A 21,130-nucleotide genomic window follows, 5' to 3' on the forward strand; every position below is an offset into this window, starting at 1 on the left:
ATGGCCCCCCGCATTCAGCGCACTTCGCTCGCCTGGATGGCGGTCAGGGCAATGGTGTGCACGATGTCATCGACCTGCGCCCCGCGCGGTAGATCGTTCACTGGCTTGCGCAGCCCCTGCAGCATGGGCCCTAGGCTCACGCCGTCGGTGCTGCGCTGCACCGCCTTGTGCGTGGTATTGCCGGTGTTCAGGTCCGGAAACACGAACACCGTGGCGCGGCCGGCCACCTGACTGCCCGGCGCCAGGTCGCGTGCAACGGCAGGGTTCACGGCCGCATCGTATTGCAGCGGCCCGTCGATCATCAGTTGCTCGCCGCCATCCCTGGCCATGCGTGTGGCCTCGCGCACCTTTTCCACTTCCTCGTCGCTTGCCGAATCGCTCGAATAGCTGATCATCGCTACCCGTGGCGTGATACCGAAGGTGAGCGCCGATGCAGCGCTCTGGCGCGCGATCTCGGCGAGTTCGGCGGCATTGGGGTGGGGGTTCATCACGCAGTCGCCGTAGACCAGCACTTGGTCCGGGAACAACATGAAGAAGACCGAAGAGACCAGGCTGGCGCCCGGTGCGGTCTTGATCAACTGCAATGCAGGGCGGATGGTGTTGGCCGTCGAGTGCACCAGGCCCGAGACCAGGCCATCGACTTCATCCAGGGCTAGCATCATGGTGCCGATGACCACCGGGTCTTCGAGCTGTTGCTCGGCCATCGGTGCGTTGAGGTTCTTGCTTTTGCGCAGCGCCACCATGGGCTCGACATAGCGCTGGCGGATCAGGTCCGGGTCCAAAACTTCCAACCCTTCGGGCAGGGTGATGCCCTGTGCGCGGGCCACGGCATCGACCGCTTCAGGCTTGGCGAGCAGCACGCAGCGGGCAATGCCGCGAGCCTGGCAGATGGCCGCTGCCTGCACCAGCAGCGGCTCGGCACCTTCGGGCAGGACGATACGTTTGTTGGCCTGCTGCGCGCGCTGGATCAGTTGATAGCGGAACACGGCTGGCGACAGGCGCATCTCGCGCGGCGCGCCGCAGCGCTGGCTCAACCAGGCGCCGTCGAGGTGGCTGGCCACGAAGTCGGTGATGAACTCGGCACGCTCGCGGTCATCGACCGGGATTTCCCGGTTCAGGGCATTGAGCTGGTTTGCGGTGTCGTAGGACCCTGTGCTGACCGACAGGATCGGCAACCCGGCCTGCAGCGCTCCGCGGCACAGCCCCAGGATACGCGCATCGGGCTTGCTGTCGCTGGTCAGCAGCAGGCCTGCCAACGGCACGCCGTTGATGGCTGCCAGGCTCACGGCAAGGATGATGTCGTCGCGATCGCCGGGCGTCACCACCAAGGTCCCGGATGTCAGCAGCGGTACGGTGTTGGCCACCGTGCGGGCGCAGATGATGATCTTGGTCATGCGCCGCTGTTCGTAGTCACCGGCATTGAGGACCTGGGCCCCGAGCAGCTCTGCCACATCGCGCGTGCGCGGGGCGTTGAGCTCTGGTTGATAGGGAATGCAGCCGATCAAGCGGAAGTCATCGCCGCGCAGCAGCGGCGAGTGCTCACGCAGGCGCGTCGAGAATTGCTCCATGCTCTGGTCGGTGCGCACCTTGTTCAGAATCACGCCCAGCACCTTGGGGTCGCGCGGACCTCCGAACAGCTGGGCCTGTAGCTCGACCCTGCCGGACAGTTCACTGAGCACTTCCTGTTCGGCGGCAGATACCAGGATCACTTCGGCATCCAGGCTCTTGGCAAGGTGCAGGTTTACGCGTGCTGCGTAGCTGGCGTGACGGGTAGGGACCATGCCCTCGACCACGACCACGTCGTTGCCCACACACGCCTGCTGGTACAAGCGAACGATCGACTCGAGCAGTTCGTCCAGCTGGCCATCGCCCAGCATCCGTTCGACCTGGGCAAGGCTCAACGGCGTCGGCGGCATGATGCCATGGGTACGTGCGATCAGCTCGGTGGAGCGCTCCGGGCCGGTGTCGCCTGGGTGGGGCTGGGCAACAGGCTTGAAGAAGCCCACTTTCAGGCCGGCGCGCTCCAGCGTGCGCACAAGGCCCAGGCTGATGGACGTAAGGCCGACGCCAAAGTCGGTTGGTGCGATGAAAAAAGTCTGCATGCGTGCTTCTCGAAATAAGCGGTGCAAGGGATCAGCGATCAAGGGTAGCGCTATCGGGACCCTGTGCGCACCAACCGCACGGGAACGCCTGGCCGATGCGCTGCGCACGCTGTTCGGGGTCGAGCACCCATGGGCGCAGTTGCCAGGGCGGCACGTGGCGCAGGTGCTGGGTGTGGCCACAGCTCAACTGGACGAACCAGTGGCCTTCGGCATCCTGGGAAAAACCGATGATCCGACTGATGGACATGGGCGGATCCAGGCGAGGTTCGCAATCGGGCGATGGCTTGGTTACACTTGTGCGTTCTACATTCTTTTGCAAAAGGTCTTGCCCCATGCTGATCGCCGCCAACAAGGCTGTCTCCATCGACTATACCCTGACTAACGACGCCGGGGAGACCATCGACAGCTCCGCCGGTGGCGCGCCGCTGGTTTACCTGCAAGGTGCCGGCAACATCATCCCAGGCCTGGAAAAGGCCCTGGAAGGCAAGCAGGCCGGCGACGAGCTGACCGTTTCCATCGAGCCTGAAGACGCCTACGGCGAATACCTGGCCGAGCTGGTCAGCACCCTGAACCGCAGCCTGTTCGAAGGCGTCGACGAGCTGGAAGTGGGCATGCAGTTCCACGCATCGGCCCCCGATGGCCAGATGCAGATCGTGACCATCCGTGACGTGGACGGCGACGACGTGACCGTCGATGGCAACCACCCACTGGCCGGCCAGCGCCTGAACTTCCAGGTCAAGGTCGTTAACGTGCGTGACGCCAGCGAAGAAGAAATTGCTCACCGTCACATCCACGGTGAAGGTGGCCATCACCACTGATCTTTCTGCGCTAAGCTCAGAAAGTCGCCAGGCGTTCGGGCAAGCCGCCCTGCCTTCCCAAGGAAGGCGACGGCTTGAACGAACGCCTTTTTAGTGGGCGCAATTTGCCCAGGTGCCGTCGGCGACCTGAAAAGGGGATTACAGCATGAGTGCATTTCACGACCTGAAGTTGAACGCGCTTGACGGTGGCGATCTGTCCTTGAAACCGTACAAGGGGCAGGTAGTGCTGGTGGTCAACGTGGCCTCCAAGTGCGGCCTGACACCTCAGTACGCGGCGCTTGAGCAGCTCTACCAAACGTACAAGGACAAAGGTTTCACGGTCCTTGGCCTGCCCTGCAATCAGTTCGCAGGGCAGGAGCCGGGCAGCGAAGCGCAGATCCAGGCGTTCTGCCGCGTGAACTATGGCGTGAGCTTTCCGCTGAGCGCCAAGCTCGATGTGAATGGGCCCCAGCGTCACTCGATGTATCGCCTTCTGGCGGGCGAGGGCGCGGAGTTTCCGGGGGACATCACCTGGAATTTCGAGAAATTCCTGGTGGGCAAGGACGGGCGGGTATTGGCGCGCTTCTCCCCACGCACGGCGCCGGATGATCCTGCGGTGGTCCAGGCCATCGAGAAGGCCCTTGGCTAATCACGCACCGGGTGCTCGCCTTGGCCGCGGCGGTGGCTTCACAGCGGCGGCAGTGGCTGCATCGAGGTAGCTTGGCGCCCATGAGTGCTCAGTGAGGCGCTGAGCAGGTGCGCTTCGAACTGATCGACGATTTTCGACCACCCCTGATGGCTGGCATGCTGCCGCGCATTGAGCCTCACCCGCCGCAGGGTCTCGCTGTCTTGCAGCAGCCAGCAAGCAGCATCGATGAATGCTGCCACGTCGCCTGGCATGGCCAGCGCACCATTGTGGCCATGGCCGATGTGCTGCGCGGCCGTTGCCTGGTCATAAGCGACCACCGCCAACCCTGACGCCATGGCTTCGAGCACCACATTGCCAAACGTCTCGGTCAGGCTCGGAAACAGAAACAGATCACTGCTGGCATAGTGCTCGGCCAGTTGTTCGCCTCGCTGGACCCCGCATAAGACAGCCTCGGGGACCTGCTGCAGCAGCTTCCCCCGCAGTGGCCCGTCCCCCACCAGGATCAGGCGTAATCTTCGCTGTGGCAGAGCCCGCTGCAGAGCTTCGAAACAGCTTTGCAAAAGCCCCAGGTTTTTCTCCGGTGCCAACCGTCCCACATGCAGGACGGCGATATCATCGTGGCCCAGCCCCCAGCGTTCGCGCAGCGCCTGGCTGCGACGAGCCGGGTTGAACAGCTCCGCATCTACGCCGCGCTCCATGTGCACCAGCCGCTCGAAGCCGCGGCGCTCGAGCCAACGCTGTTGGTTCAAGCTGGGCACGAGGGTCAAGACGGCCCGGTGATGAAACCAGCGCAGGTAAAGGCTTAGCAGGCGTGCTACCACGCCCATGCCGTATTGCCCTGAAGGGTGCGCAACGTGGGTATGCAATCCGCTGACAACGGCGATCCCTAACCGCCGAGCGGTGCGCAATGCGCTCAGCCCCACGGGGCCTTCAGTGGCGATGTAGATGACATCAGGCCGTTGCCGGCGCCAGTGCCTTGTTAGCGTATGCAGGGACACCCTACTCCGTTGCAACCCCGGGTAGCCGGGCAGTGGCCAGTCGCGCCACAGTCTCACGCCAGGGTTGTGGCTCGAAGCCTGCTCCCCTGGCTGGCGAGGGCGGACGACGCTGACCTGATGGCCACGCAGGCGCAGCCCTTCGCTCAGGTTCAAAAGAATGCAGGCCACGCCGTTGATGTGCGGGGCGAAGGTGTCGCTGACGAGGCAGATGTGCAGAGCAGGTGTGTTCATGAACTGACTATCCACTTGCTGCATTGCCGGGGTATGACGGCGAGGTGACGCCTGCATGATGCATGGCTCACGACGGCCGATGACGCGCACGAATATTCATCGAGGCTGCACTCAAGAGGCGCAGTTCCCCGCCGATGCAGTTGCATTCGCCCCCACGCTCCAGGAGAGCGGTGATGTTCAACAACAAGCTCAAGCAAGAAATCCGGCAGTTGCGTGAAGAACTGATGATCATCGACCAGATCAAGAGCAGCCTTGACAGCGAAATGCTGGTGCTGCAACTCGATCCGGCCGGTCGGATCGAACTGGTCAATGGCAATTTCGAAACCGAGATGCTGTATAGGACCGACCAATTGCTTGGGCGCAACATCGAAGACATCGTGCCTGCCCACGTCAAGTCGCTGGATTTTCACCAGCGCATGAAAAATGCCATCAGCCGGGGCGAGCATTTCAATGGCGCGTTTCGCCTGCTGCGCGGGGACGGCCAGGAAGCCTGGCTGCGTACGATCCTGCAACCTGTGAAGGGTAGCGACGGGCGCATCAAGTATTTCACCCTGCATTCGAGCGACCTGACCCGCACCATCGTCACCTCCCGCGAGCACGAGAGCCTGATCAAGGCGTTGATGCGCTCGACGGCGGTCATCGAGTTCGACCTCGATGGCATGATCCTGACCGCCAACGAACGCTTCCTGTCGGCAGTGGGGTACCGGCTGGATCAAATCCGTGGCAAGCACCACCGTATGTTCTGCGAACCTGCCGAGGTCAATGCACCGGGCTACCAGGCATTCTGGGACAAGCTTCGTCGCGGTGAATACATTGCCGAGCGCTTTCGGCGGATCGATGCTCACGGCCGGGTAATCTGGCTGGAAGCGTCCTACAACCCGATCTTCAACGCCCACGATGAGCTCTACAAAGTGGTCAAGTTCGCCACGGTCATCACCGAACAGGTGAACCAGGAGCAAGCAGTGGCCCAGGCGGCGGACGTTGCCTACAACACCTCGCGGGAAACGGACACCAGCGCCCGCCGGGCCACCGAGGTGGTCGGGCAGAGCGTCAGCGTCATGCGCGGGCTGGAAGCCTCGATGCTTCAGGCTGCCGACGGCATCCAGGCGCTGGACACCCAGTCGCGGGTCATTGGTTCGATCATCAAGACCATCAGCGATATCGCCGGGCAGACCAACCTGCTGGCGCTCAACGCCGCCATCGAAGCCGCCCGCGCTGGCGAGCAGGGGCGGGGCTTTGCGGTGGTGGCCGATGAGGTGCGTCAACTGGCCTCGCGCACCAGTACGGCTACCGAGGAAATAGCCCGTGTGGTGCAGCAAAACGAGCAGTTGGCCCAGGCTGCGGTGTCGATCATCGACACCAGCAAGCGTCAGGCCGAAGAAGGCCGCGCGCTGGCGGACCAGACCGGAAGCGTGATCGAGGAAATCCAGGAAGGGGCCAGGCGGGTGGTGGATGTGGTGGGGCAGTTCTCCAGCCGCCTGGGGCAGTGATGCTGGGCAGTTTTGCAGGCCAGTGGTGACCCTGAACCAAGCGACACGCAGCCGTCTGCTTGGAGACGTACAAGGTTAGCCGCTGCCTGAAAGGCACGCGGCCGGTTTACGCGCTCACCGCCAGCCCATCGCCCACACCTGGGCGTCGCGCAGCACCCGCCAATCCAGCCACTCGCTGCGCCCACTGTGCACCGCCTGCAGTTCCACGCGCAGCAGCACGCCCGCTTCGTCATGCTCCAGGTCGGTGACCAGGAAGTGCTTTTCACGGTTTACCGGCTGCGTTGCGGTCCATTTCGACAGCTTTAGTTTGGCGGGGCTGAAGCGGTTCATGGTCTGCTCCTGTAGATGGGGTAGGGTTACGCCTGGGGCAGGCTCAGGCTCGATGCGTAGGTGTGTTCACGACCCGCGCATTGCCGTTCTCGCGCACCCAGAACAACGTCGCCCCCGCCACCGCCGCCGGCATCATCACCACGTTCACCCCCGGGATCAGCAACGCCAGGTAGGTCACCCCGCCAAAGCCCAGGGACTGCCAGCGCTTCTCCCGCAGCCAGGCGAGCATGTCTTGCCAGCTCATCTTGTTGTTGTCGGCCGGGTAGTCGATGTACTGGATGGCCATCATCCATACGCCGAAAATCAGCCAAAGCGGCGCGGCGACCACGTTGACCACCGGGATCAACGACAGGATGAACAAGGCCGTGGCGCGTGGCAGGAAGTAGCCGAGCTTGCGCATTTCGCGGCCCAGTGTGCGGGGGATCATCGCCAGCAGCTCTGCCCAGCTGAAGGCCGGGAAATGATCGTCGCCGCGCACCACCACTTCCACCTTTTCAGCCAAGAAGCCATTGAACGGCGCCGCGATGATGTTGGCCACCAGGGTGAAGGTGAAGAACACCATCAACACCAGCAGCACCACGAACAAGGGCCAGAGGATGTAGGTCAGGAAGCTCAGCCAGCTTGGCAGCGTGGGCACCAGCGCGTCCAGCCACTGGCTGAACTGGTGGCCGGCAAAATAGATGAGACCACCGAACAGCAGCAGGTTGATGGTCAGCGGCAGCAGCACGAACAAGCGCAGGCCAGGGCTCAGGATCAGCTTCAGGCCTTCGCGCAGGTACTGCGGCCCGGAAAGAACGGGGGCTTGCATGTATCACTCCGCAGAAAAGGTAGTCGGCAGACATTACCGAGTTTCGGGGTGATGCGGAAGCTGCGCCATCTGGGTGAAACCGGCGGTAACAAAAGCCAAGGTTCGACCCTGCCAACGCAAAGACGCGCATAGACGATGGCTATGAGGTGGATTGTCTAAGGATATTTCCTTACTCTTTGCCACCTCGCTACAGTGCGCTCATATTTCAGCGTCACAGGCCTGCCCGTGGTGTAGGCCCTACTTCATTTGCACAGCTGGCCCTTACAGCCCGCTCGACAGGAGTTCGACATGTCCGAAGCACGTCATTCGCGCGTCATCATTCTGGGCTCCGGCCCTGCCGGTTACAGCGCAGCGGTCTACGCGGCCCGTGCCAACCTCAAGCCGCTGCTGATCACTGGCATGCAGGCCGGTGGCCAGTTGACCACCACCACCGAAGTCGACAACTGGCCGGGCGACCCGCACGGCCTGACCGGCCCTGCACTGATGCAACGCATGCAGGAACACGCCGAGCGTTTCGAAACTGAAATCGTCTTCGACCACATCAACGCCGTAGACCTGGCCAACAAGCCGTTCACGTTGACCGGCGACAGCGGCACCTACACCTGCGACGCCCTGATCGTGGCCACTGGCGCCAGCGCTCGTTACCTGGGCCTGCCGTCGGAAGAAGCGTTCATGGGCAAGGGTGTATCGGCCTGCGCCACCTGCGATGGCTTCTTCTACCGCAACAAGCCGGTCGCGGTGGTTGGCGGCGGCAACACGGCCGTTGAAGAGGCGCTGTACCTGGCCAACATCGCCAGCAAGGTAACCCTGGTGCACCGCCGCGATACCTTCCGCGCCGAGAAGATCCTGATCGACAAGCTGCATGCCCGCGTTGCCGAAGGCAAGATCGAGCTCAAGCTGAACGCTACCCTGGATGAAGTCCTGGGCGACAACATGGGTGTGACCGGCGCGCGCTTGAAGAACAACGATGGCAGCAGCGACGAGATCAAGGTAGACGGCGTGTTCATCGCCATCGGCCACACCCCGAATACCTCGCTGTTCGAAGGCCAGCTGACCCTCAAGGACGGCTACCTGGTGGTCAGCGGCGGCCGTGAAGGCAACGCCACTGCCACCAACGTCGCGGGCGTATTCGCCGCAGGTGACGTGGCCGACCATGTCTACCGTCAGGCCATCACCTCGGCCGGTGCGGGCTGCATGGCTGCGCTGGACGTCGAGCGCTATCTGGACGGCCTGGCCAACGCCTCGTTCTGATCCTTCGATCGGGGCCGCCTGGCGGCCCCGTGTTACAAGCTAAGGCGCATCGACAGGTCGACCGCTCGCACATCCTTGGTCATCGAACCTATCGAGATGTAATCCACACCGGTTTCGGCAATGGCCCGCAGGGTCGTTTCGCTGACGCCGCCGCTGGCCTCCAGCTTCGCCTTGCCGGCTGTGATGCCGACGGCTTGCTTCATCTCATCGAGCGTCAGCTCATCGAGCATGATGATGTCGGCGCCAGCGCTCAGCGCCTGATGCAATTCCTCCATGCTTTCCACCTCGATTTCCACCGGCTTGCCGGGGGCGATGCGGTGGGCGGCGTGTACCGCTTCAGCGACGCCACCACAGGCTGCAATATGGTTTTCCTTGATCAGGAAAGCGTCATACAGGCCTATGCGGTGGTTGTAGCAGCCGCCACAGGTCACTGCGTATTTTTGCGCCAGGCGCAAGCCAGGCAAAGTCTTGCGGGTGTCCAGCAACCGTACCTGCGTGCCTTCGACCAGATCCGCCAATGTGCGCGCACGCGTGGCAACCCCGGACAGCATCTGCAGGAAATTGAGCGCACTGCGCTCGCCGCTGAGCAGCGCCCGCGCCGGGCCTTCCAGATGAAACAGCGGCTGGTTGGGCTGGGCGCGATCGCCGTCGACCACCTGCCAGTGCACGGCTACGCGTGGGTCGAGTTGACGAAACACCGCATCGACCCAAGCCGTACCGGCTACCACACACCCTTCGCGAGTAATGATCGTTGCCTTGGCCAGCCGCTCGGCCGGGATGAGCTGGGCGGTGATGTCGCCGCTACCGATGTCCTCCAGCAACGCGCGGCGCACGTTGGCTTCGATTTCGGCGGTGAGGTCGGCAAGGCGTAGGTTAGGCATGGTTGGCTCCACAAGCGAGATGCCCGCGATTATAGGGCAGGGCGCAGGTGTGTACAGCCGGTGGTCGGTTGCCATGACGCAGCGGGTTGAGCAACCACTGCCTATTCAGGGTCAAGACTTACCAAGGGAAACGTATCTGGCAGTAAAAGGAATTATTCCCGATAATGCTGTCTGATATTTGGCGTCATGCTATTGGCGAAATCGGCCGTATCTGGGCCCGACACCCTGCAAGGAGTACAGGATGCACAAAGAGGGCAAGGTAGTGCCCTTGGCGGCGGCTGAACATGGACGGCGCACGCCCCCTTCGAGTCTGCCCATTGCGCTGCTGCAGGTGCGCGATCAGGCCGCCTTGCAGCTGCGTCAGGGTTTGCAGGCGCTGTTCGACAATGCCGACGATACGCTGTTCGAAATGGCGGACAAGGCCGCTGACCGGTTCGCTCAGCACCTGTATTTCGAAGCCATGCGCGACTTGCGGCTCAAACGCAAGAGCATCGAGCGGCTGTTTCTCGATACCGTCCATGAAGCCTTCGCGCGCTTGGTCGAGCCTGAGCCTGAACGTGCCCCGGCAACCATCGTTCACGCCTTGTCTTCTACCCCCGGTCAGTCCGAGCGCGCAGTAGCGGTGGAAGCGATGGTTGCCAGAGTGAAGGCCCGTGATGGCGTCGCCTTGCAGCAACTGGGCCTGCGCTTGCAGACGCTGCTCGAACGTCATGTGCCTGAGCAGTGCAACCCCCTGAACCCTATTGCCCTGTGCCGCTGCTTTCTCGAAGCCGGGCAAAGCCTGGGTGTAGGACCGCGCGTAAAGCTGGTGCTGCTCAAGCTGTTCGAACGGTACGTGCTGTGCGACGCGCAAGTCATCTATGGCGAAGCCAACAGGGTACTGATTGCGGCAGGTGTGCTGGGGCAGCTGCCACCGACGCCTTGCCGACGAGCTGGAGACAGTTGCTTGCTGGCGGAGCCGGACGAGCGTTCCTATCATGAGCCTGAAGCGGCCGACGATACCGCAGGCGAGGCCTTGTTCGCCTCCCTGCAGCCGCTTCTGCGATCGACACGTGGGGTGTTGGCGCCTCGCCTGGGTGCACCGGCCGGCGCCCAGCAGGTCAGCAGGGCCGATCTGCTGCGGTTGCTTTCACACCTGCAGCACTATGTGCCGGAGCCCGGCGCGGCTGATGACTTCGTCCTTGGCCAGCAACTGGAGCAGTTGCTGCTGACCATCAGCGTGCGTAGCGGTACCCGCCGCTTCATTGGCGGTGACGACGAAGACATGATCAACCTGATCGAGCAGGTGTTCAGGTTCATTGCAAGTGATGACAATCTGCCCATTTGCCTGCGAGCAGTGCTGGCGCGCCTGCAGATCCCGCTGCTCAAGGTGGCGCTGCTGGACAGGGGGCTGCTCAGCCGCGCCAGCCATCCCGCCCGACGGCTGCTCAACGAATTGGCGGCGGCGGGGCTCGGCTGCGACCCGGGCGAGCAAGGGCAGGGTGATGCCTTGCAACTGCGCGCAGAACATGTGGTTCAGCGCTTGCTCATCGATTTTGCCGAAGACTCGCGTCTGTTCGGTGAGCTGCTCGAGGACTTTCTCGGGCAGACCCAGCATGAACGGCGGCGTACCGAGCTGTTCGAGCAGCGCACTCGGGACGCCGAAGAAGGGCGGGCCAATGCCTCGCTCGCCAGGCGACAGGTGCAACAGGTGCTCAGCCAGCGTCTGCGCGGACGTGTGTGGCCGCAGGCAGTGGTACAGATGCTGAGCAACAACTGGAGCCAGGTCATGATGCTGGCCTGGCTCAGGCACGGAGAAACCTCTCTGGGCTGGCGCAATGCTCTGCAGACCCTCGATACGTTGCTGGCCAGTGTGATGCCATCGCTTGCGCCGCAGGTCCTGATGCATCAGGTACCGCCGTTGCTCAAGTCACTGCGCGATGGGCTGGCCAGTGTTGGCACCGATTCGCTGGTGACCCGTGAATTTTTCCGCAAACTCCAACAACTGCACCTACGTGCTTATGCAGGTGACGCCGAGATAGACGAGGACGACATCCTGGTTACCCAGGACATCCTGGTGACGTTGGCCGAAGAGGCAGACGGGCCTGGGCTGCAACCGGCCGGTGAGCAGGGCAAGGTCTCGCAGAAGGTGCAACGCTTGCGCATGGGCACCTGGATTGAAGTGTCCGATGACGGTGGCATCCAGCGCTGCAAGTTAGTGGCTCGCCTGGACAGCTGCGACAAGCTCGTCTTTGCCAATCGCAGCGGCATGAAAGTGCGGGAGTGGAGTGGCGCCGGCCTTGACCAGGCCCTGGAAGCCGGCACTGTCCGCGTACTGGATGACGGCCCTTTATTCGAGCGCGCCCTGGAAGCGGTCATAGAGACTTTACGCAGGAGCGGGCAGGCCGCTTTGTGACGATTACCGTGTCAACGACAGCGGCGGCAGGGCATACTGACGCTCTGTGCAGCACTTTTCAGGACAGGCCCCATGCAATTGGACCGTGCCACTGGCTGGTTCCACGGAGACGGAATCACCCACTGCCCCTCACCGAATTTCAATGTTCGCCCGCAAGGTGAGCACATTTCTCTGCTGGTGCTTCACAACATCAGCTTGCCGCCGGCCAACTTCGGCGGCGGTTACGTCCAGGCGTTCTTCCAGAACCGGCTCGATCCGAACGCACACCCCTATTTCGCCACCATCGAGCACCTGAAGGTATCTGCGCACCTGTTCATCGAGCGTGGAGGCGCGGTGACCCAGTTCGTCTCGTTGCACGACCGCGCCTGGCATGCGGGCGTCTCCTGTTTCGACGGCCGTGAGGGATGCAACGACTTCTCGATCGGCATCGAGCTCGAGGGCACTGACCAGATACCCTATACCGAGGCGCAGTACCTGACCCTCGACCGCTTGACGCGTCACATCCGTAAGGCCTGGCCGGCCATTACCCCCGAGCGTATTCAAGGGCACAGCGACATCGCCCCCCAGCGCAAGACCGACCCCGGCCCTGCCTTCGACTGGGAGCGGTACCGCCAGGCGTTACAGCGCAATGAGGGCTGAAGTATGAGTTTTCTGGTATTGATCCTGGTGCTGTGGTTCGAGAAGTTTTCGGGCTTGCGCCATCTGGTCCAGCGTGACGGTTTCTTCCTTGGCGAACTGGCGCGCCTTGAGCGCAGAGGTGGGCTGCCTGCAGGGTGGGTGCTGGCCGCTGTGGTGCTGGCGCCGGTGGTGGTGCTGTCACTGCTGTTGCATGTGCTTGAGCCCGTTGCCTACGGCCTGCTGGCCTTGCCAGTGCATCTTCTGGTGCTGGTCTATAGCCTGGGGCGTGGCGATGCCAAGGCTTCCCTCGGGCCTTTGCGTGACGCCTGGCACAGGGGCGATGAACAGGCCGCGCTGCACGTGGCCGCACGTGACCTGGGGGTCGTGGCCGATGGGCCACGCAGCCTGCGCGAACGCCTGCAAAGCAGGCTGCTGTGGGAGGCCTATCAGGGTTTTTTCGCCGTCATCTTCTGGTACTTCCTACTGGGCCCGGCCGTCGCGCTAGCTTACCGCCTTCTGGCGTTGTGCCAAGCGCACAGTCAGCGACCCGCACTCCAGCAACGTGCCGAGCAGCTTCGCCACCTCATGGACTGGGTGCCGGTCAGGGTGGTGGCATTGAGCTTTGCTTTGGTCGGCAACTTCGTCGCCGTTGCCCGCGAAATGTTGCACGAACTGTTGAACTGGCATATCAGCGCCGCGCACCTGGTGGCCCGCATCGGGCGCATTGCAGATGACGGCAGTCATGCCGGCACTGCCGGCGACAATGAAGGTGGGGCGCGGCGCCTGGACAGCCTGTGGGACCTGGTGCTGCGTTGTGGTGTGCTGTGGTATGCCGCTTTCGCGTTGTGGACCGTGTTGGCCTGACCACGTAGGCCGGGCCTGTGCGAGTCAGCCCAGGGCTTGCCAACCAAACAGCTCGCAGGCGTTGCGCGTGCTCGCTTCGGCCAATTGCTCGACGGGCACGCCCATCGACTCGGCCAGCGAGTGTGCGATGTCTGGCAGGTGCTCGGGACTGTTGCGCACCCCAGGATGCATGACCGGCGCCATGTCCGGTGCGTCGGTCTCCAGCACCACGCTGTCGAGCGGTAAGCGGGCAACCGTACGGCGCAGCCGCACGGCCTGGGGCCAGGTCGCCGCGCCGCCCAGCCCAAGCCGAAAGCCTAGCTTGATGTACTCACGTGCCTCTTCGTAACTGCCGGCGAACGCATGGATGATACCCGCCCGCATCGGCCTGTAGCGCTTGAGGGCGGCAATCACCTGGGCGTGGCTGCGGCGTACGTGCAGCAGGGCCGGTAACTGGAAATCGCACGCCATTTGCAACTGTGCCTCGAACAACCGTTGCTGACGGACCTTGTCCAGTTCAGGCAGGTAGTAATCCAGTCCGAACTCGCCCACCGCACACAGACGGCCGTCGCCACGCAAGCGCTCCAACCAGGCACGCAACTGCTCGATGTGGCTGGGTTGATGCTCTTCAAGATAGACCGGGTGCAGGCCAAGCGCCGCCGCCAGGCGCGAGTCGCTGCAGGCCAGGTCCCATACCCGCTGAAAGTTGGCCTGATGAACCCCCAGCACCACCATTCGCTCGACGCCTCGCGCGCTTGCGCGGGCCATCAGGCTCGGGCGGTCGGCGTCGAAGTCAGGGAAGTCCAGGTGCGTGTGGGTGTCGATCAGGCGCAGGTTCATGGCGCGTCGATTCGCTGCTTGAAGGTACGCGCTACCGCATGCACGCCGGGTTCATAGCGTTTGTCTTCGATTGCGGCAAGTGCCAGCTCCAGTGCCTTGGCGGCCATGTCACCATGACGCTGGGCCATGGCATTGACCGGCAGCGGCAAGAAATCGAGCAGTTGGTTGTCGCCGAAAGTGCCCAGCTGCAACCGGCGCGATTCGATGGGCTGGGCGTGCAGCGCGTCGAACACCCCCTGCAGGAGCACGTACGAGGTGGTGATCAAGGCATCGGGCAGGTGGCCCAGCTCATCGATCAATTGCTGCATGAGCCGCTGCCCGCACTCTCGGCTGAACGCTTCGCCCTGGTAGCGGCGCACCTCACCGGCAAAGCCCTGCAGCGCATCGTCGAAACCACCGGCGCGGGCCTGGCTGACCGACAGTTCAGGGCGTGCGCCGATCAAGGCGATGCTGCTTGGCGCGGTGCTCAACAGGCTGGCCGCCAGACGACGACTGGCATCATGGTCATCGCTGATCACCGAGCAAAAATACCGGGGGTCCAGGCCGCGGTCGATGGCGATGACCGGCAGGCCCTTGTCTTGCAGTTCGCGGTAGCTCTGGTCTTGCGGCGGTAGGCAGCTGGCGACGAACAAGGCATCGCAGCGGCGTGCCCGGAACAGCTGCTGCAACTGGCGTTCGCTGTCGGGCTGGTCGTCACTGCTGGCGATCAGCAACTGATAGCCCCGGGCCCGGGCGCCTTGCTCAAGGCGCTTGGCAATACGCGCATAGCTGGGGTTCTCAAGGTCCGGGAGAATGAAGCCGAGCGTACGGGTGTGCCGGCTGCGCAAACCAGCGGCCTGGGGGTTGGGCGTGAAGCCATGGGCCTGCACCACCGCCTGCACGCGCTCCACGGTGCTGTTGCTGATGCGTTGCTGTTCGGCCTTGCCATTGATGACGTAACTGGCGGTGGTGACGGACACACCGGCCAGACGGGCGATATCGCTGAGTTTCACCGAGTTTTCCTTGTTATGACCAAAGCTGGCTATGGGCGATGACCAGGCAGTTTGACCCTGATACCCCAGCGAGCGCAGGCGACCATTGTCGCAATTGTCCGACAGGATGGGGCTTTTTCATCAGCAGATTATCGAGTAACGTGGCCGCCTGGTCAGATTAAACGTTTCAGCCTCCTGATTTTCTGCATCTGCTGCCCCCTGTGCAAGGCGGTTGAACTGGCCATTTCCGTGAATTTCACAACAATACTCCAGTACCCATCCGGGAACTGCAAAGGGAGAAGGTCATGCTCGAGCTCGCCAAGGAGCAGATAGCCATGGGCCAGACGGCCCCCGACAAGGCGCACGCATTGCGCCTGCTGGCGGATCGCCTGGTCGCCGACGGACTGGTCGCCGAGGGCTACCTGCAAGGGTTGCAGGACCGCGAGGCGCAAGGTTCCACGTTCCTTGGCCAGGGCATCGCCATCCCTCACGGTACGCCGCAGACCCGCGACCTGGTGCACACCACAGGCGTGCGTCTGTTGCAGTTTCCCGAGGGTGTGGACTGGGGCGATGGGCAGATTGTGTACTTGGCCATTGGTATCGCTGCGCGCTCTGACGAGCACTTGCGCCTGCTGCAATTACTGACCCGCGCCCTGGGCGAAACCGATCTGGCCGAGGCCCTGCGCCGTGCGGGCTCGGCCGAGGCCTTGCTCAAACTGCTGCAGGGTGCACCGCAGGAGTTGGCGCTCGATGCGCAGTTGGTCGCCTTGAACCTTCCAGCCGAAGATTTCGATGAGCTGGCCTGGCGCGGTGCGCGCTTGTTGCAGCGCGCCAACTGCGTGGACAGCGGCTTTGCTGCCGTACTGCAACAGGCAGAGCCGCTGCCGCTGGGAGAGGGTTTGTGGTGGCTGCACAGCGAACGTCAGGTTCGCCAGCCAGGGCTGGCCTTCGTCACCCCGGCACAACCTGTGCGCTACCGCGATCAACCCCTGACGGGTCTGTTCTGCCTGGCCAGCCTGGGGGCTGCCCACCAGGCCTTGCTCGAACGGTTGTGCGAAGTGTTGATCGAAGGCCGTGGGCAGATGCTTTACCAGGCTACCAGCAGCCGCGCCGTGCTCGAAGTGCTCGGCGGCGAGGCGCCTGCCGACTGGCCGAGCGCGCGCATCCTGCTGGCCAACGCCCACGGCCTGCATGCTCGCCCAGCCAAGGTGCTGGCGCAGCTGGCCAAACGTTTCGAGGGCGACATTCGCGTCCGCGTGGTCGACAGCGGTCAGCCTGGCGTGTCGGTGAAAAGCCTGAGCAAGCTGTTGAGCCTTGGCGCGCGCCGCGGCCAGGAACTGGAGCTGGTGGCCGAGCCTGCTATCGCCGCCGATGCCCTGCCTGCGTTGCTGGCAGCCATCGAGCAGGGTTTGGGTGAGGAGGTGGAAGCGCTGCCGCTTGTTGCAGAGGCCCCTGCGCAGCCAGCAGTCGAAACGGCGAAGGCGCCGGCGGCCGGCAGCCGCGTGCAGGGTGTGGGCGCTGCCCCAGGTATCGCATGCGGCCCTGCCCACGTTGTGACCGAACGCACGTTCGACTACCCGCTGCGCGGCGAGTCGTACGATCAGGAACGATACAAACTGACCAAGGCCGTGGCTACCGTCAGTGCCGACCTTCAGGTGCTGGTGCAGCGCAGCGACGCGGCCATCGGCGAGATTTTCGTCACCCATCAGGAAATGCTGGCCGACCCGGCCCTGACCGACGACGTCGAGCAGCGCCTGGCCCAAGGGGAAAGTGCCGCCGCCGCGTGGATGGCGGTGATCGAATCAGCGGCCAGCCAGCAAGAAGCGCTGCACGACGCGTTGCTGGCCGAACGGGCCGCTGACCTGCGCGATGTGGGTCGCCGCGTATTGGCCCAGCTGTGCGGCGTCCAGACGCAGAGCGAGCCTGACCAACCTTACGTGCTGGTGATGAGCGAGGTTGGACCCTCCGATGTCGCCAGGCTCGACCCGGCGCGGGTTGCCGGTATTGTTACAGCCCAGGGTGGCGCCACCGCGCACAGCGCCATCGTCGCCCGGGCGCTGGGTATTCCTGCCGTAGTCGGAGCAGGCCCCGGCGTGCTGCTGCTCGAGAATGGCACACCGCTGCTGCTCGACGGCCAACGCGGTGTGGTCAACGTCGCGCCGCCAGCCGAAGAGCTGCAGCGTGCCCTGGCCGAGCGTGACGTGCGCGAGCAGCGTCTGCAAGCCGCCTGGGCCAACCGTTTCGACCCGGCAGTGACCCGTGATGGCCATGCCATTGAGGTCTTCGCCAACATCGGTGAAAGCAGCGGTATCGACAAGGTGGTGGAGCAGGGGGCCGAAGGCGTCGGCCTGTTGCGCACCGAACTGATTTTCATGGCCCACTCTCAGGCGCCGGATGTGGCCACCCAAGAAGCCGAGTACCGCCGCGTGCTCGATGGCCTGGACGGGCGCCCGCTGGTGGTGCGAACCCTGGACGTAGGCGGCGACAAACCGCTGCCGTACTGGCCGATCGCCGCAGAAGAGAACCCGTTCCTCGGCGTGCGCGGCGTGCGTCTGACCCTGCAGCGCCCGCAGGTGATGGAAGACCAACTGCGGGCCCTGCTGCGCGCCGCCGATCAACGCCCTTTGCGCATCATGTTCCCCATGGTCGGGCAGATGCACGAGTGGCGCGAGGCCCGTGCGATGGTCGAGCGCCTGCGCACGGAAATACCCGTGGCAGACCTGCAGGTGGGCATCATGGTCGAGGTGCCCTCGGCAGCCCTGCTGGCGCCGCAACTGGCGCGCGAGGTGGACTTCTTCAGCATCGGCACCAATGACCTGACCCAATACACCCTGGCCATCGACCGTGGCCACCCCAGCCTGTCCGCCCAGGCCGATGGGCTGCACCCTTCGGTCCTCAGCCTGATCGACATGACGGTGCGCGCCGCCCACGCCCATGGCAAGTGGGTGGGAGTGTGCGGCGAACTGGCGGCTGACCCGCAGGCCGTCGCGGTGCTGCTGGGGCTTGAAGTGGACGAGCTGAGCGTGGCATCGCGCAGCGTTGCCGAAGTCAAGGCCCTGGTGCGCCAGGCCGATTCCCGTACAGCCCGCGCCTTGGCGCGTGAGGCCTTGCAACAAGACAGCGCCGCCGCGGTTCGCGCGCTGGTGGAGCGTTATTGAATGGCCAAGATCCTGACCCTGACCCTTAACCCCGCCGTGGACATCACCATCGGGCTCGACAGCCTGCGCCCCGGTCACGTCAACCGCAGCCAGGCCCAGCACAGTCACGCGGCTGGCAAGGGCCTGAACGTCGCCCAGGTGCTGGCCGACCTGGGCCATAGCGTGACCGTCAGTGGCTTTCTCGGGCAGGACAACCTGCCGGCGTTCGAAGCGCTGATCGACTGGCGCGGCTTCTGCGATTGCTTCGTGCGCGTGCCTGGGGAAACCCGCAGCAACCTCAAGCTGGTCGAGGCCGATGGCCGCGTCACCGACATCAACGGTTTGGGCCCGGAAGTGGACGCGGCCGCTTGCGATGCCTTGCTGCGCCTGTTGCGCCAGCACGCGCCGGGGCACGATGCCGTGGTCGTTGCTGGCAGCCTGCCACGCGGGATCAGCCCTCAATGGTTTGGTGACTTGCTCGATGAACTCAAGGCGATGGGTTTGAAAGTGGCGCTCGACACCAGCGGCCAGGCGCTGCGCGTCGGTCTGCAAAGCCTGCCATGGCTGGTCAAGCCCAATACCGAAGAATTGGGCGAAGCCCTGGGCACGCCCGTGGACGATGTCGGCCAACAGCGACTGGCTGCCCGCCAGCTACTGGACGAGGGCGTCGAGCATGTGGTGGTGTCGGCCGGCGAGCACGGGGTGCGCTGGTTCGCCCGGAACTTCACCCTGGTGGCGGTACCGCCCAAGGTGAACGTGGCCAGCACGGTCGGTGCCGGGGACTCTCTCGTGGCCGGCATGGTCCACGGGCTGTTGCAGGGTGAGGCCGCGTCGCGCACCTTGGCCCGCGCCACCGCCATCGCCGCACAGGCCGTCACCCAGGTGGGTTTCGGCATCAATGACCATGACCAGTTGGCCCGCCTGCAAGCCGCCGTGAGCCTGACAGAACAACAAGAGGGTTGCCAATGAACATTGTCATTCTCACCGCCTGCCCCAATGGCCAGGTATCGAGCGTACTCAGCGCTCGCCTGCTGGCGGCTGCGGCCCAGCGCCGTGGCTGGACCACCCAGGTCGAGGTGCAGGATGCCGAGCATCCCGAACGACAGCTCGACGCAGCACAGATCGCTGCCGCCGACTGGGTGCTGGTGGTCAGCACCGGCCCGGTGGACCTGAGCCGTTTTGTCGGCAAGCGTGTGTATCAGAGCACGCCGTCCCAGGCATTGGCTGACCGCGAAGGCTTTCTCGACGAAGCAGCCGCCAATGCGCAGCCGCTGACGGCCGTAGCACCGGATGTCGCTACCCGCGATGAAGTGCGTATCGTTGCAGTCACTGCGTGCCCGACTGGCGTCGCCCACACCTTCATGGCGGCCGAAGCCCTGCAACAGGCCGCGCAGCAGATGGGGTACCAGCTCACCGTTGAAACCCAAGGCTCGGTCGGGGCACGCAACCCGCTTTCGGCCGAAGCCATCGCAGCGGCCGACGTGGTGCTGCTGGCCGCTGACATCGAGGTGCCCGCCGCGCGCTTTGCGGGCAAGCGCATCTACCGCTGCGGTACTGGCATTGCGCTCAAGCAGGCCCGCGCCACCCTGGACAAGGCGCTGGCCGAAGCCAAGGTGGAGGAGGGTGGGGCTGCTTCGGCCAGCGCCGCCGCCAGCAAGGGCGAAAAGACCGGCGTCTACAAGCACCTGCTGACCGGTGTCTCGTTCATGCTGCCCATGGTCGTGGCCGGGGGCCTGCTGATCGCCTTGTCGTTCGTGTTCGGCATCGAAGCTTACAAGGAAGCGGGGACGCTACCGGCTGCGCTGATGCAGATCGGCGGCGAAGCGGCGTTCAAACTGATGGTGCCACTGCTGGCAGGCTATATCGCCTGGTCCATCGCTGATCGGCCAGGGTTGGCCCCAGGCATGATCGGCGGTCTGCTGGCCAGCACCCTGGGCGCCGGCTTCATTGGCGGCATCGTGGCAGGCTTTCTGGCCGGCTACAGCGCCAAGGCCATTGCCCGCTGGGCGAAGCTGCCCACCAGCCTGGAGGCGCTCAAACCGATCCTGATCATTCCTTTGCTGGCGAGCCTGTTCACCGGGCTGGTGATGATCTACGTGGTGGGGCAGCCCGTGGCGGCCATGCTTGAAGGCCTTACGCGGTTTCTCGACAGCATGGGCACTACCAACGCGATCCTGCTGGGGCTGCTGCTCGGTGGCATGATGTGCATCGACCTCGGCGGGCCGATCAACAAGGCCGCCTATGCGTTCTCGGTAGGGTTGCTGGCCTCTTCGAGCTATGCCCCGATGGCGGCCACCATGGCCGCTGGCATGGTGCCGCCGATCGGCCTGGGCCTTGCCACGTTCCTGGCCAGGCGCAAATTCGCCCAGAGCGAGCGGGAGGCAGGCAAGGCAGCGTTGGCGCTGGGGCTGTGCTTCATTTCCGAAGGGGCCATTCCATTCGCCGCCAAGGACCCGCTTCGAGTGATCCCGGCGAGCCTGGCAGGGGGCGCGCTGACCGGAGCGTTGTCCATGTACTTTGGTTGCAAGCTCATGGCGCCACACGGTGGCCTGTTCGTTCTGCTGATCCCGAACGCCATCAACCATGCCGCGTTGTACCTGTTGGCGATTGTCGCAGGCAGCTTGCTGACGGCGGTGGTGTATGCGCTGATCAAGAAGAATGAAAACGTCGAGTTGATGGTGGCGCCGGCCAAGGGGTAGGGTTGCTCAGCGGCAAGCCTTCTCGGCTACGGATGCCGTTCATCGGGCTTGCTGGCTTGCACATGAAGTGCAAGGCGATCCGATGAATAC

The 21,130-nt window shown here is 63.9% G+C and carries 18 protein-coding genes; 10 read left to right on the forward strand and 8 right to left on the reverse strand.

The window, feature by feature from the left end; all coding sequences use genetic code 11:
- Positions 1–14: 14 nt before the first annotated feature.
- Both pta and CRP40_RS00195 read right to left on the reverse strand, forming a co-directional pair.
- Positions 15–2,102, reverse strand: coding sequence for a phosphate acetyltransferase (gene pta / locus CRP40_RS00190; RefSeq protein ID WP_027916595.1), 2,088 nt, complete (start codon positions 2,100–2,102; stop codon positions 15–17).
- A gap of 31 nt (positions 2,103–2,133) precedes the next feature.
- Positions 2,134–2,436, reverse strand: coding sequence for a DUF3565 domain-containing protein (locus CRP40_RS00195; RefSeq protein ID WP_027916594.1), 303 nt, complete (start codon positions 2,434–2,436; stop codon positions 2,134–2,136).
- On the opposite strand from CRP40_RS00195, the gene CRP40_RS00200 reads away from it, so the two are divergent.
- Entirely contained in the window at positions 2,435–2,920 is a 486-nt protein-coding gene (locus CRP40_RS00200) for a peptidylprolyl isomerase (RefSeq protein ID WP_027916593.1), read from the forward strand. The two genes, CRP40_RS00195 and CRP40_RS00200, sit on opposite strands and share 2 nt — an antisense overlap.
- A 145-nt stretch (positions 2,921–3,065) precedes the next feature.
- Entirely contained in the window at positions 3,066–3,548 is a 483-nt protein-coding gene (locus tag CRP40_RS00205; protein ID WP_027916592.1) for a glutathione peroxidase, read from the forward strand.
- Positions 3,549–3,586: 38 nt separating this feature from the next.
- Here the strand turns inward: CRP40_RS00205 and CRP40_RS00210 are convergent, their stop codons facing one another.
- Positions 3,587–4,777: a glycosyltransferase family 1 protein gene (locus CRP40_RS00210; protein ID WP_027916591.1), complete on the reverse strand. Its 1,191-nt coding sequence runs from the start codon at positions 4,775–4,777 to the stop codon at positions 3,587–3,589.
- Between the two features lie 173 nt (positions 4,778–4,950).
- On the opposite strand from CRP40_RS00210, the gene CRP40_RS00215 reads away from it, so the two are divergent.
- On the forward strand, positions 4,951–6,267 hold the full coding sequence (locus tag CRP40_RS00215; protein WP_027916590.1) for a PAS domain-containing methyl-accepting chemotaxis protein: 1,317 nt from the start codon (positions 4,951–4,953) through the stop codon (positions 6,265–6,267).
- 114 nt (positions 6,268–6,381) lie between these two features.
- On the opposite strand, the gene CRP40_RS00220 is transcribed toward CRP40_RS00215, so the two are convergent.
- Entirely contained in the window at positions 6,382–6,597 is a 216-nt protein-coding gene (locus CRP40_RS00220; RefSeq protein ID WP_023534670.1) for a TIGR02450 family Trp-rich protein, read from the reverse strand.
- Positions 6,598–6,640: 43 nt separating this feature from the next.
- Positions 6,641–7,405 carry a sulfate transporter CysZ gene (gene cysZ, locus CRP40_RS00225; RefSeq protein ID WP_027916589.1) on the reverse strand — a complete coding sequence of 255 codons (765 nt, stop codon included), beginning with the start codon at positions 7,403–7,405 and terminating at the stop codon, positions 6,641–6,643.
- A gap of 288 nt (positions 7,406–7,693) precedes the next feature.
- Here cysZ and trxB point away from each other — a divergent pair, with 288 nt between their 5' ends.
- A complete protein-coding gene (gene trxB / locus CRP40_RS00230; protein WP_027916588.1) occupies positions 7,694–8,656 on the forward strand; it encodes a thioredoxin-disulfide reductase in 963 nt (320 codons plus the stop codon).
- Between the two features lie 32 nt (positions 8,657–8,688).
- Here trxB and nadC read toward each other — a convergent pair whose 3' ends face one another.
- A complete protein-coding gene (nadC, locus tag CRP40_RS00235; protein ID WP_027916587.1) occupies positions 8,689–9,537 on the reverse strand; it encodes a carboxylating nicotinate-nucleotide diphosphorylase in 849 nt (282 codons plus the stop codon).
- Positions 9,538–9,778: 241 nt separating this feature from the next.
- Here nadC and CRP40_RS00240 point away from each other — a divergent pair, with 241 nt between their 5' ends.
- The 3 genes from CRP40_RS00240 (at position 9,779) to ampE (ending at position 13,414) form a co-directional block, all read left to right on the forward strand.
- A complete protein-coding gene (locus CRP40_RS00240) occupies positions 9,779–11,932 on the forward strand; it encodes a DUF1631 domain-containing protein (RefSeq protein ID WP_027916586.1) in 2,154 nt (717 codons plus the stop codon).
- Between the two features lie 72 nt (positions 11,933–12,004).
- Entirely contained in the window at positions 12,005–12,571 is a 567-nt protein-coding gene (ampD, locus tag CRP40_RS00245; RefSeq protein WP_027916585.1) for a 1,6-anhydro-N-acetylmuramyl-L-alanine amidase AmpD, read from the forward strand.
- 3 nt (positions 12,572–12,574) lie between these two features.
- A complete protein-coding gene (gene ampE / locus CRP40_RS00250; protein WP_027916584.1) occupies positions 12,575–13,414 on the forward strand; it encodes a regulatory signaling modulator protein AmpE in 840 nt (279 codons plus the stop codon).
- 24 nt (positions 13,415–13,438) lie between these two features.
- Here the strand turns inward: ampE and CRP40_RS00255 are convergent, their stop codons facing one another.
- Positions 13,439–14,227: a TatD family hydrolase gene (locus tag CRP40_RS00255; protein ID WP_027916583.1), complete on the reverse strand. Its 789-nt coding sequence runs from the start codon at positions 14,225–14,227 to the stop codon at positions 13,439–13,441.
- A gap of 2 nt (positions 14,228–14,229) precedes the next feature.
- Positions 14,230–15,225, reverse strand: coding sequence for a catabolite repressor/activator (gene cra, locus CRP40_RS00260; protein WP_023534675.1), 996 nt, complete (start codon positions 15,223–15,225; stop codon positions 14,230–14,232).
- A 284-nt stretch (positions 15,226–15,509) separates the two neighbouring features.
- Here cra and ptsP point away from each other — a divergent pair, with 284 nt between their 5' ends.
- From ptsP to CRP40_RS00275, 3 genes are read left to right on the forward strand one after another with little or no spacing between them, the layout of a single operon-like run.
- Positions 15,510–18,362, forward strand: coding sequence for a phosphoenolpyruvate--protein phosphotransferase (gene ptsP / locus CRP40_RS00265; RefSeq protein WP_027916582.1), 2,853 nt, complete (start codon positions 15,510–15,512; stop codon positions 18,360–18,362).
- Positions 18,363–19,310, forward strand: a complete 948-nt coding sequence (pfkB, locus tag CRP40_RS00270; RefSeq protein ID WP_027916581.1) for a 1-phosphofructokinase — start codon at positions 18,363–18,365, stop codon at positions 19,308–19,310.
- Positions 19,307–21,040: a PTS fructose-like transporter subunit IIB gene (locus CRP40_RS00275; protein WP_027916580.1), complete on the forward strand. Its 1,734-nt coding sequence runs from the start codon at positions 19,307–19,309 to the stop codon at positions 21,038–21,040. The genes pfkB and CRP40_RS00275 overlap by 4 nt, the downstream gene beginning before the upstream one ends.
- Positions 21,041–21,130: the final 90 nt, after the last annotated feature.

This window comes from Pseudomonas sp. URMO17WK12:I9 (assembly GCF_900230165.1).
GTDB classification, from domain to species: Bacteria; Pseudomonadota; Gammaproteobacteria; order Pseudomonadales; family Pseudomonadaceae; genus Aquipseudomonas; species Aquipseudomonas fulva.

Excerpts from the sequence above, each read along its gene's own strand:
- pfkB (WP_027916581.1), top strand. The coding sequence starts at position 18,363 with ATGGCCAAGATCCTGACCCTGACCCTTAACCCCGCCGTGGACATCACC.
- ampE (WP_027916584.1), top strand. The coding sequence starts at position 12,575 with ATGAGTTTTCTGGTATTGATCCTGGTGCTGTGGTTCGAGAAGTTTTCG.
- CRP40_RS00205 (WP_027916592.1), top strand. The coding sequence starts at position 3,066 with ATGAGTGCATTTCACGACCTGAAGTTGAACGCGCTTGACGGTGGCGAT.
- CRP40_RS00275 (WP_027916580.1), top strand. The coding sequence starts at position 19,307 with ATGAACATTGTCATTCTCACCGCCTGCCCCAATGGCCAGGTATCGAGC.
- nadC (WP_027916587.1), bottom strand. The coding sequence starts at position 9,537 with ATGCCTAACCTACGCCTTGCCGACCTCACCGCCGAAATCGAAGCCAAC.
- pta (WP_027916595.1), bottom strand. The coding sequence starts at position 2,102 with ATGCAGACTTTTTTCATCGCACCAACCGACTTTGGCGTCGGCCTTACG.
- cysZ (WP_027916589.1), bottom strand. The coding sequence starts at position 7,405 with ATGCAAGCCCCCGTTCTTTCCGGGCCGCAGTACCTGCGCGAAGGCCTG.
- CRP40_RS00240 (WP_027916586.1), top strand. The coding sequence starts at position 9,779 with ATGCACAAAGAGGGCAAGGTAGTGCCCTTGGCGGCGGCTGAACATGGA.
- CRP40_RS00195 (WP_027916594.1), bottom strand. The coding sequence starts at position 2,436 with ATGGGGCAAGACCTTTTGCAAAAGAATGTAGAACGCACAAGTGTAACC.
- ampD (WP_027916585.1), top strand. The coding sequence starts at position 12,005 with ATGCAATTGGACCGTGCCACTGGCTGGTTCCACGGAGACGGAATCACC.
- ptsP (WP_027916582.1), top strand. The coding sequence starts at position 15,510 with ATGCTCGAGCTCGCCAAGGAGCAGATAGCCATGGGCCAGACGGCCCCC.
- CRP40_RS00200 (WP_027916593.1), top strand. The coding sequence starts at position 2,435 with ATGCTGATCGCCGCCAACAAGGCTGTCTCCATCGACTATACCCTGACT.
- trxB (WP_027916588.1), top strand. The coding sequence starts at position 7,694 with ATGTCCGAAGCACGTCATTCGCGCGTCATCATTCTGGGCTCCGGCCCT.
- CRP40_RS00220 (WP_023534670.1), bottom strand. The coding sequence starts at position 6,597 with ATGAACCGCTTCAGCCCCGCCAAACTAAAGCTGTCGAAATGGACCGCA.
- CRP40_RS00215 (WP_027916590.1), top strand. The coding sequence starts at position 4,951 with ATGTTCAACAACAAGCTCAAGCAAGAAATCCGGCAGTTGCGTGAAGAA.
- CRP40_RS00210 (WP_027916591.1), bottom strand. The coding sequence starts at position 4,777 with ATGAACACACCTGCTCTGCACATCTGCCTCGTCAGCGACACCTTCGCC.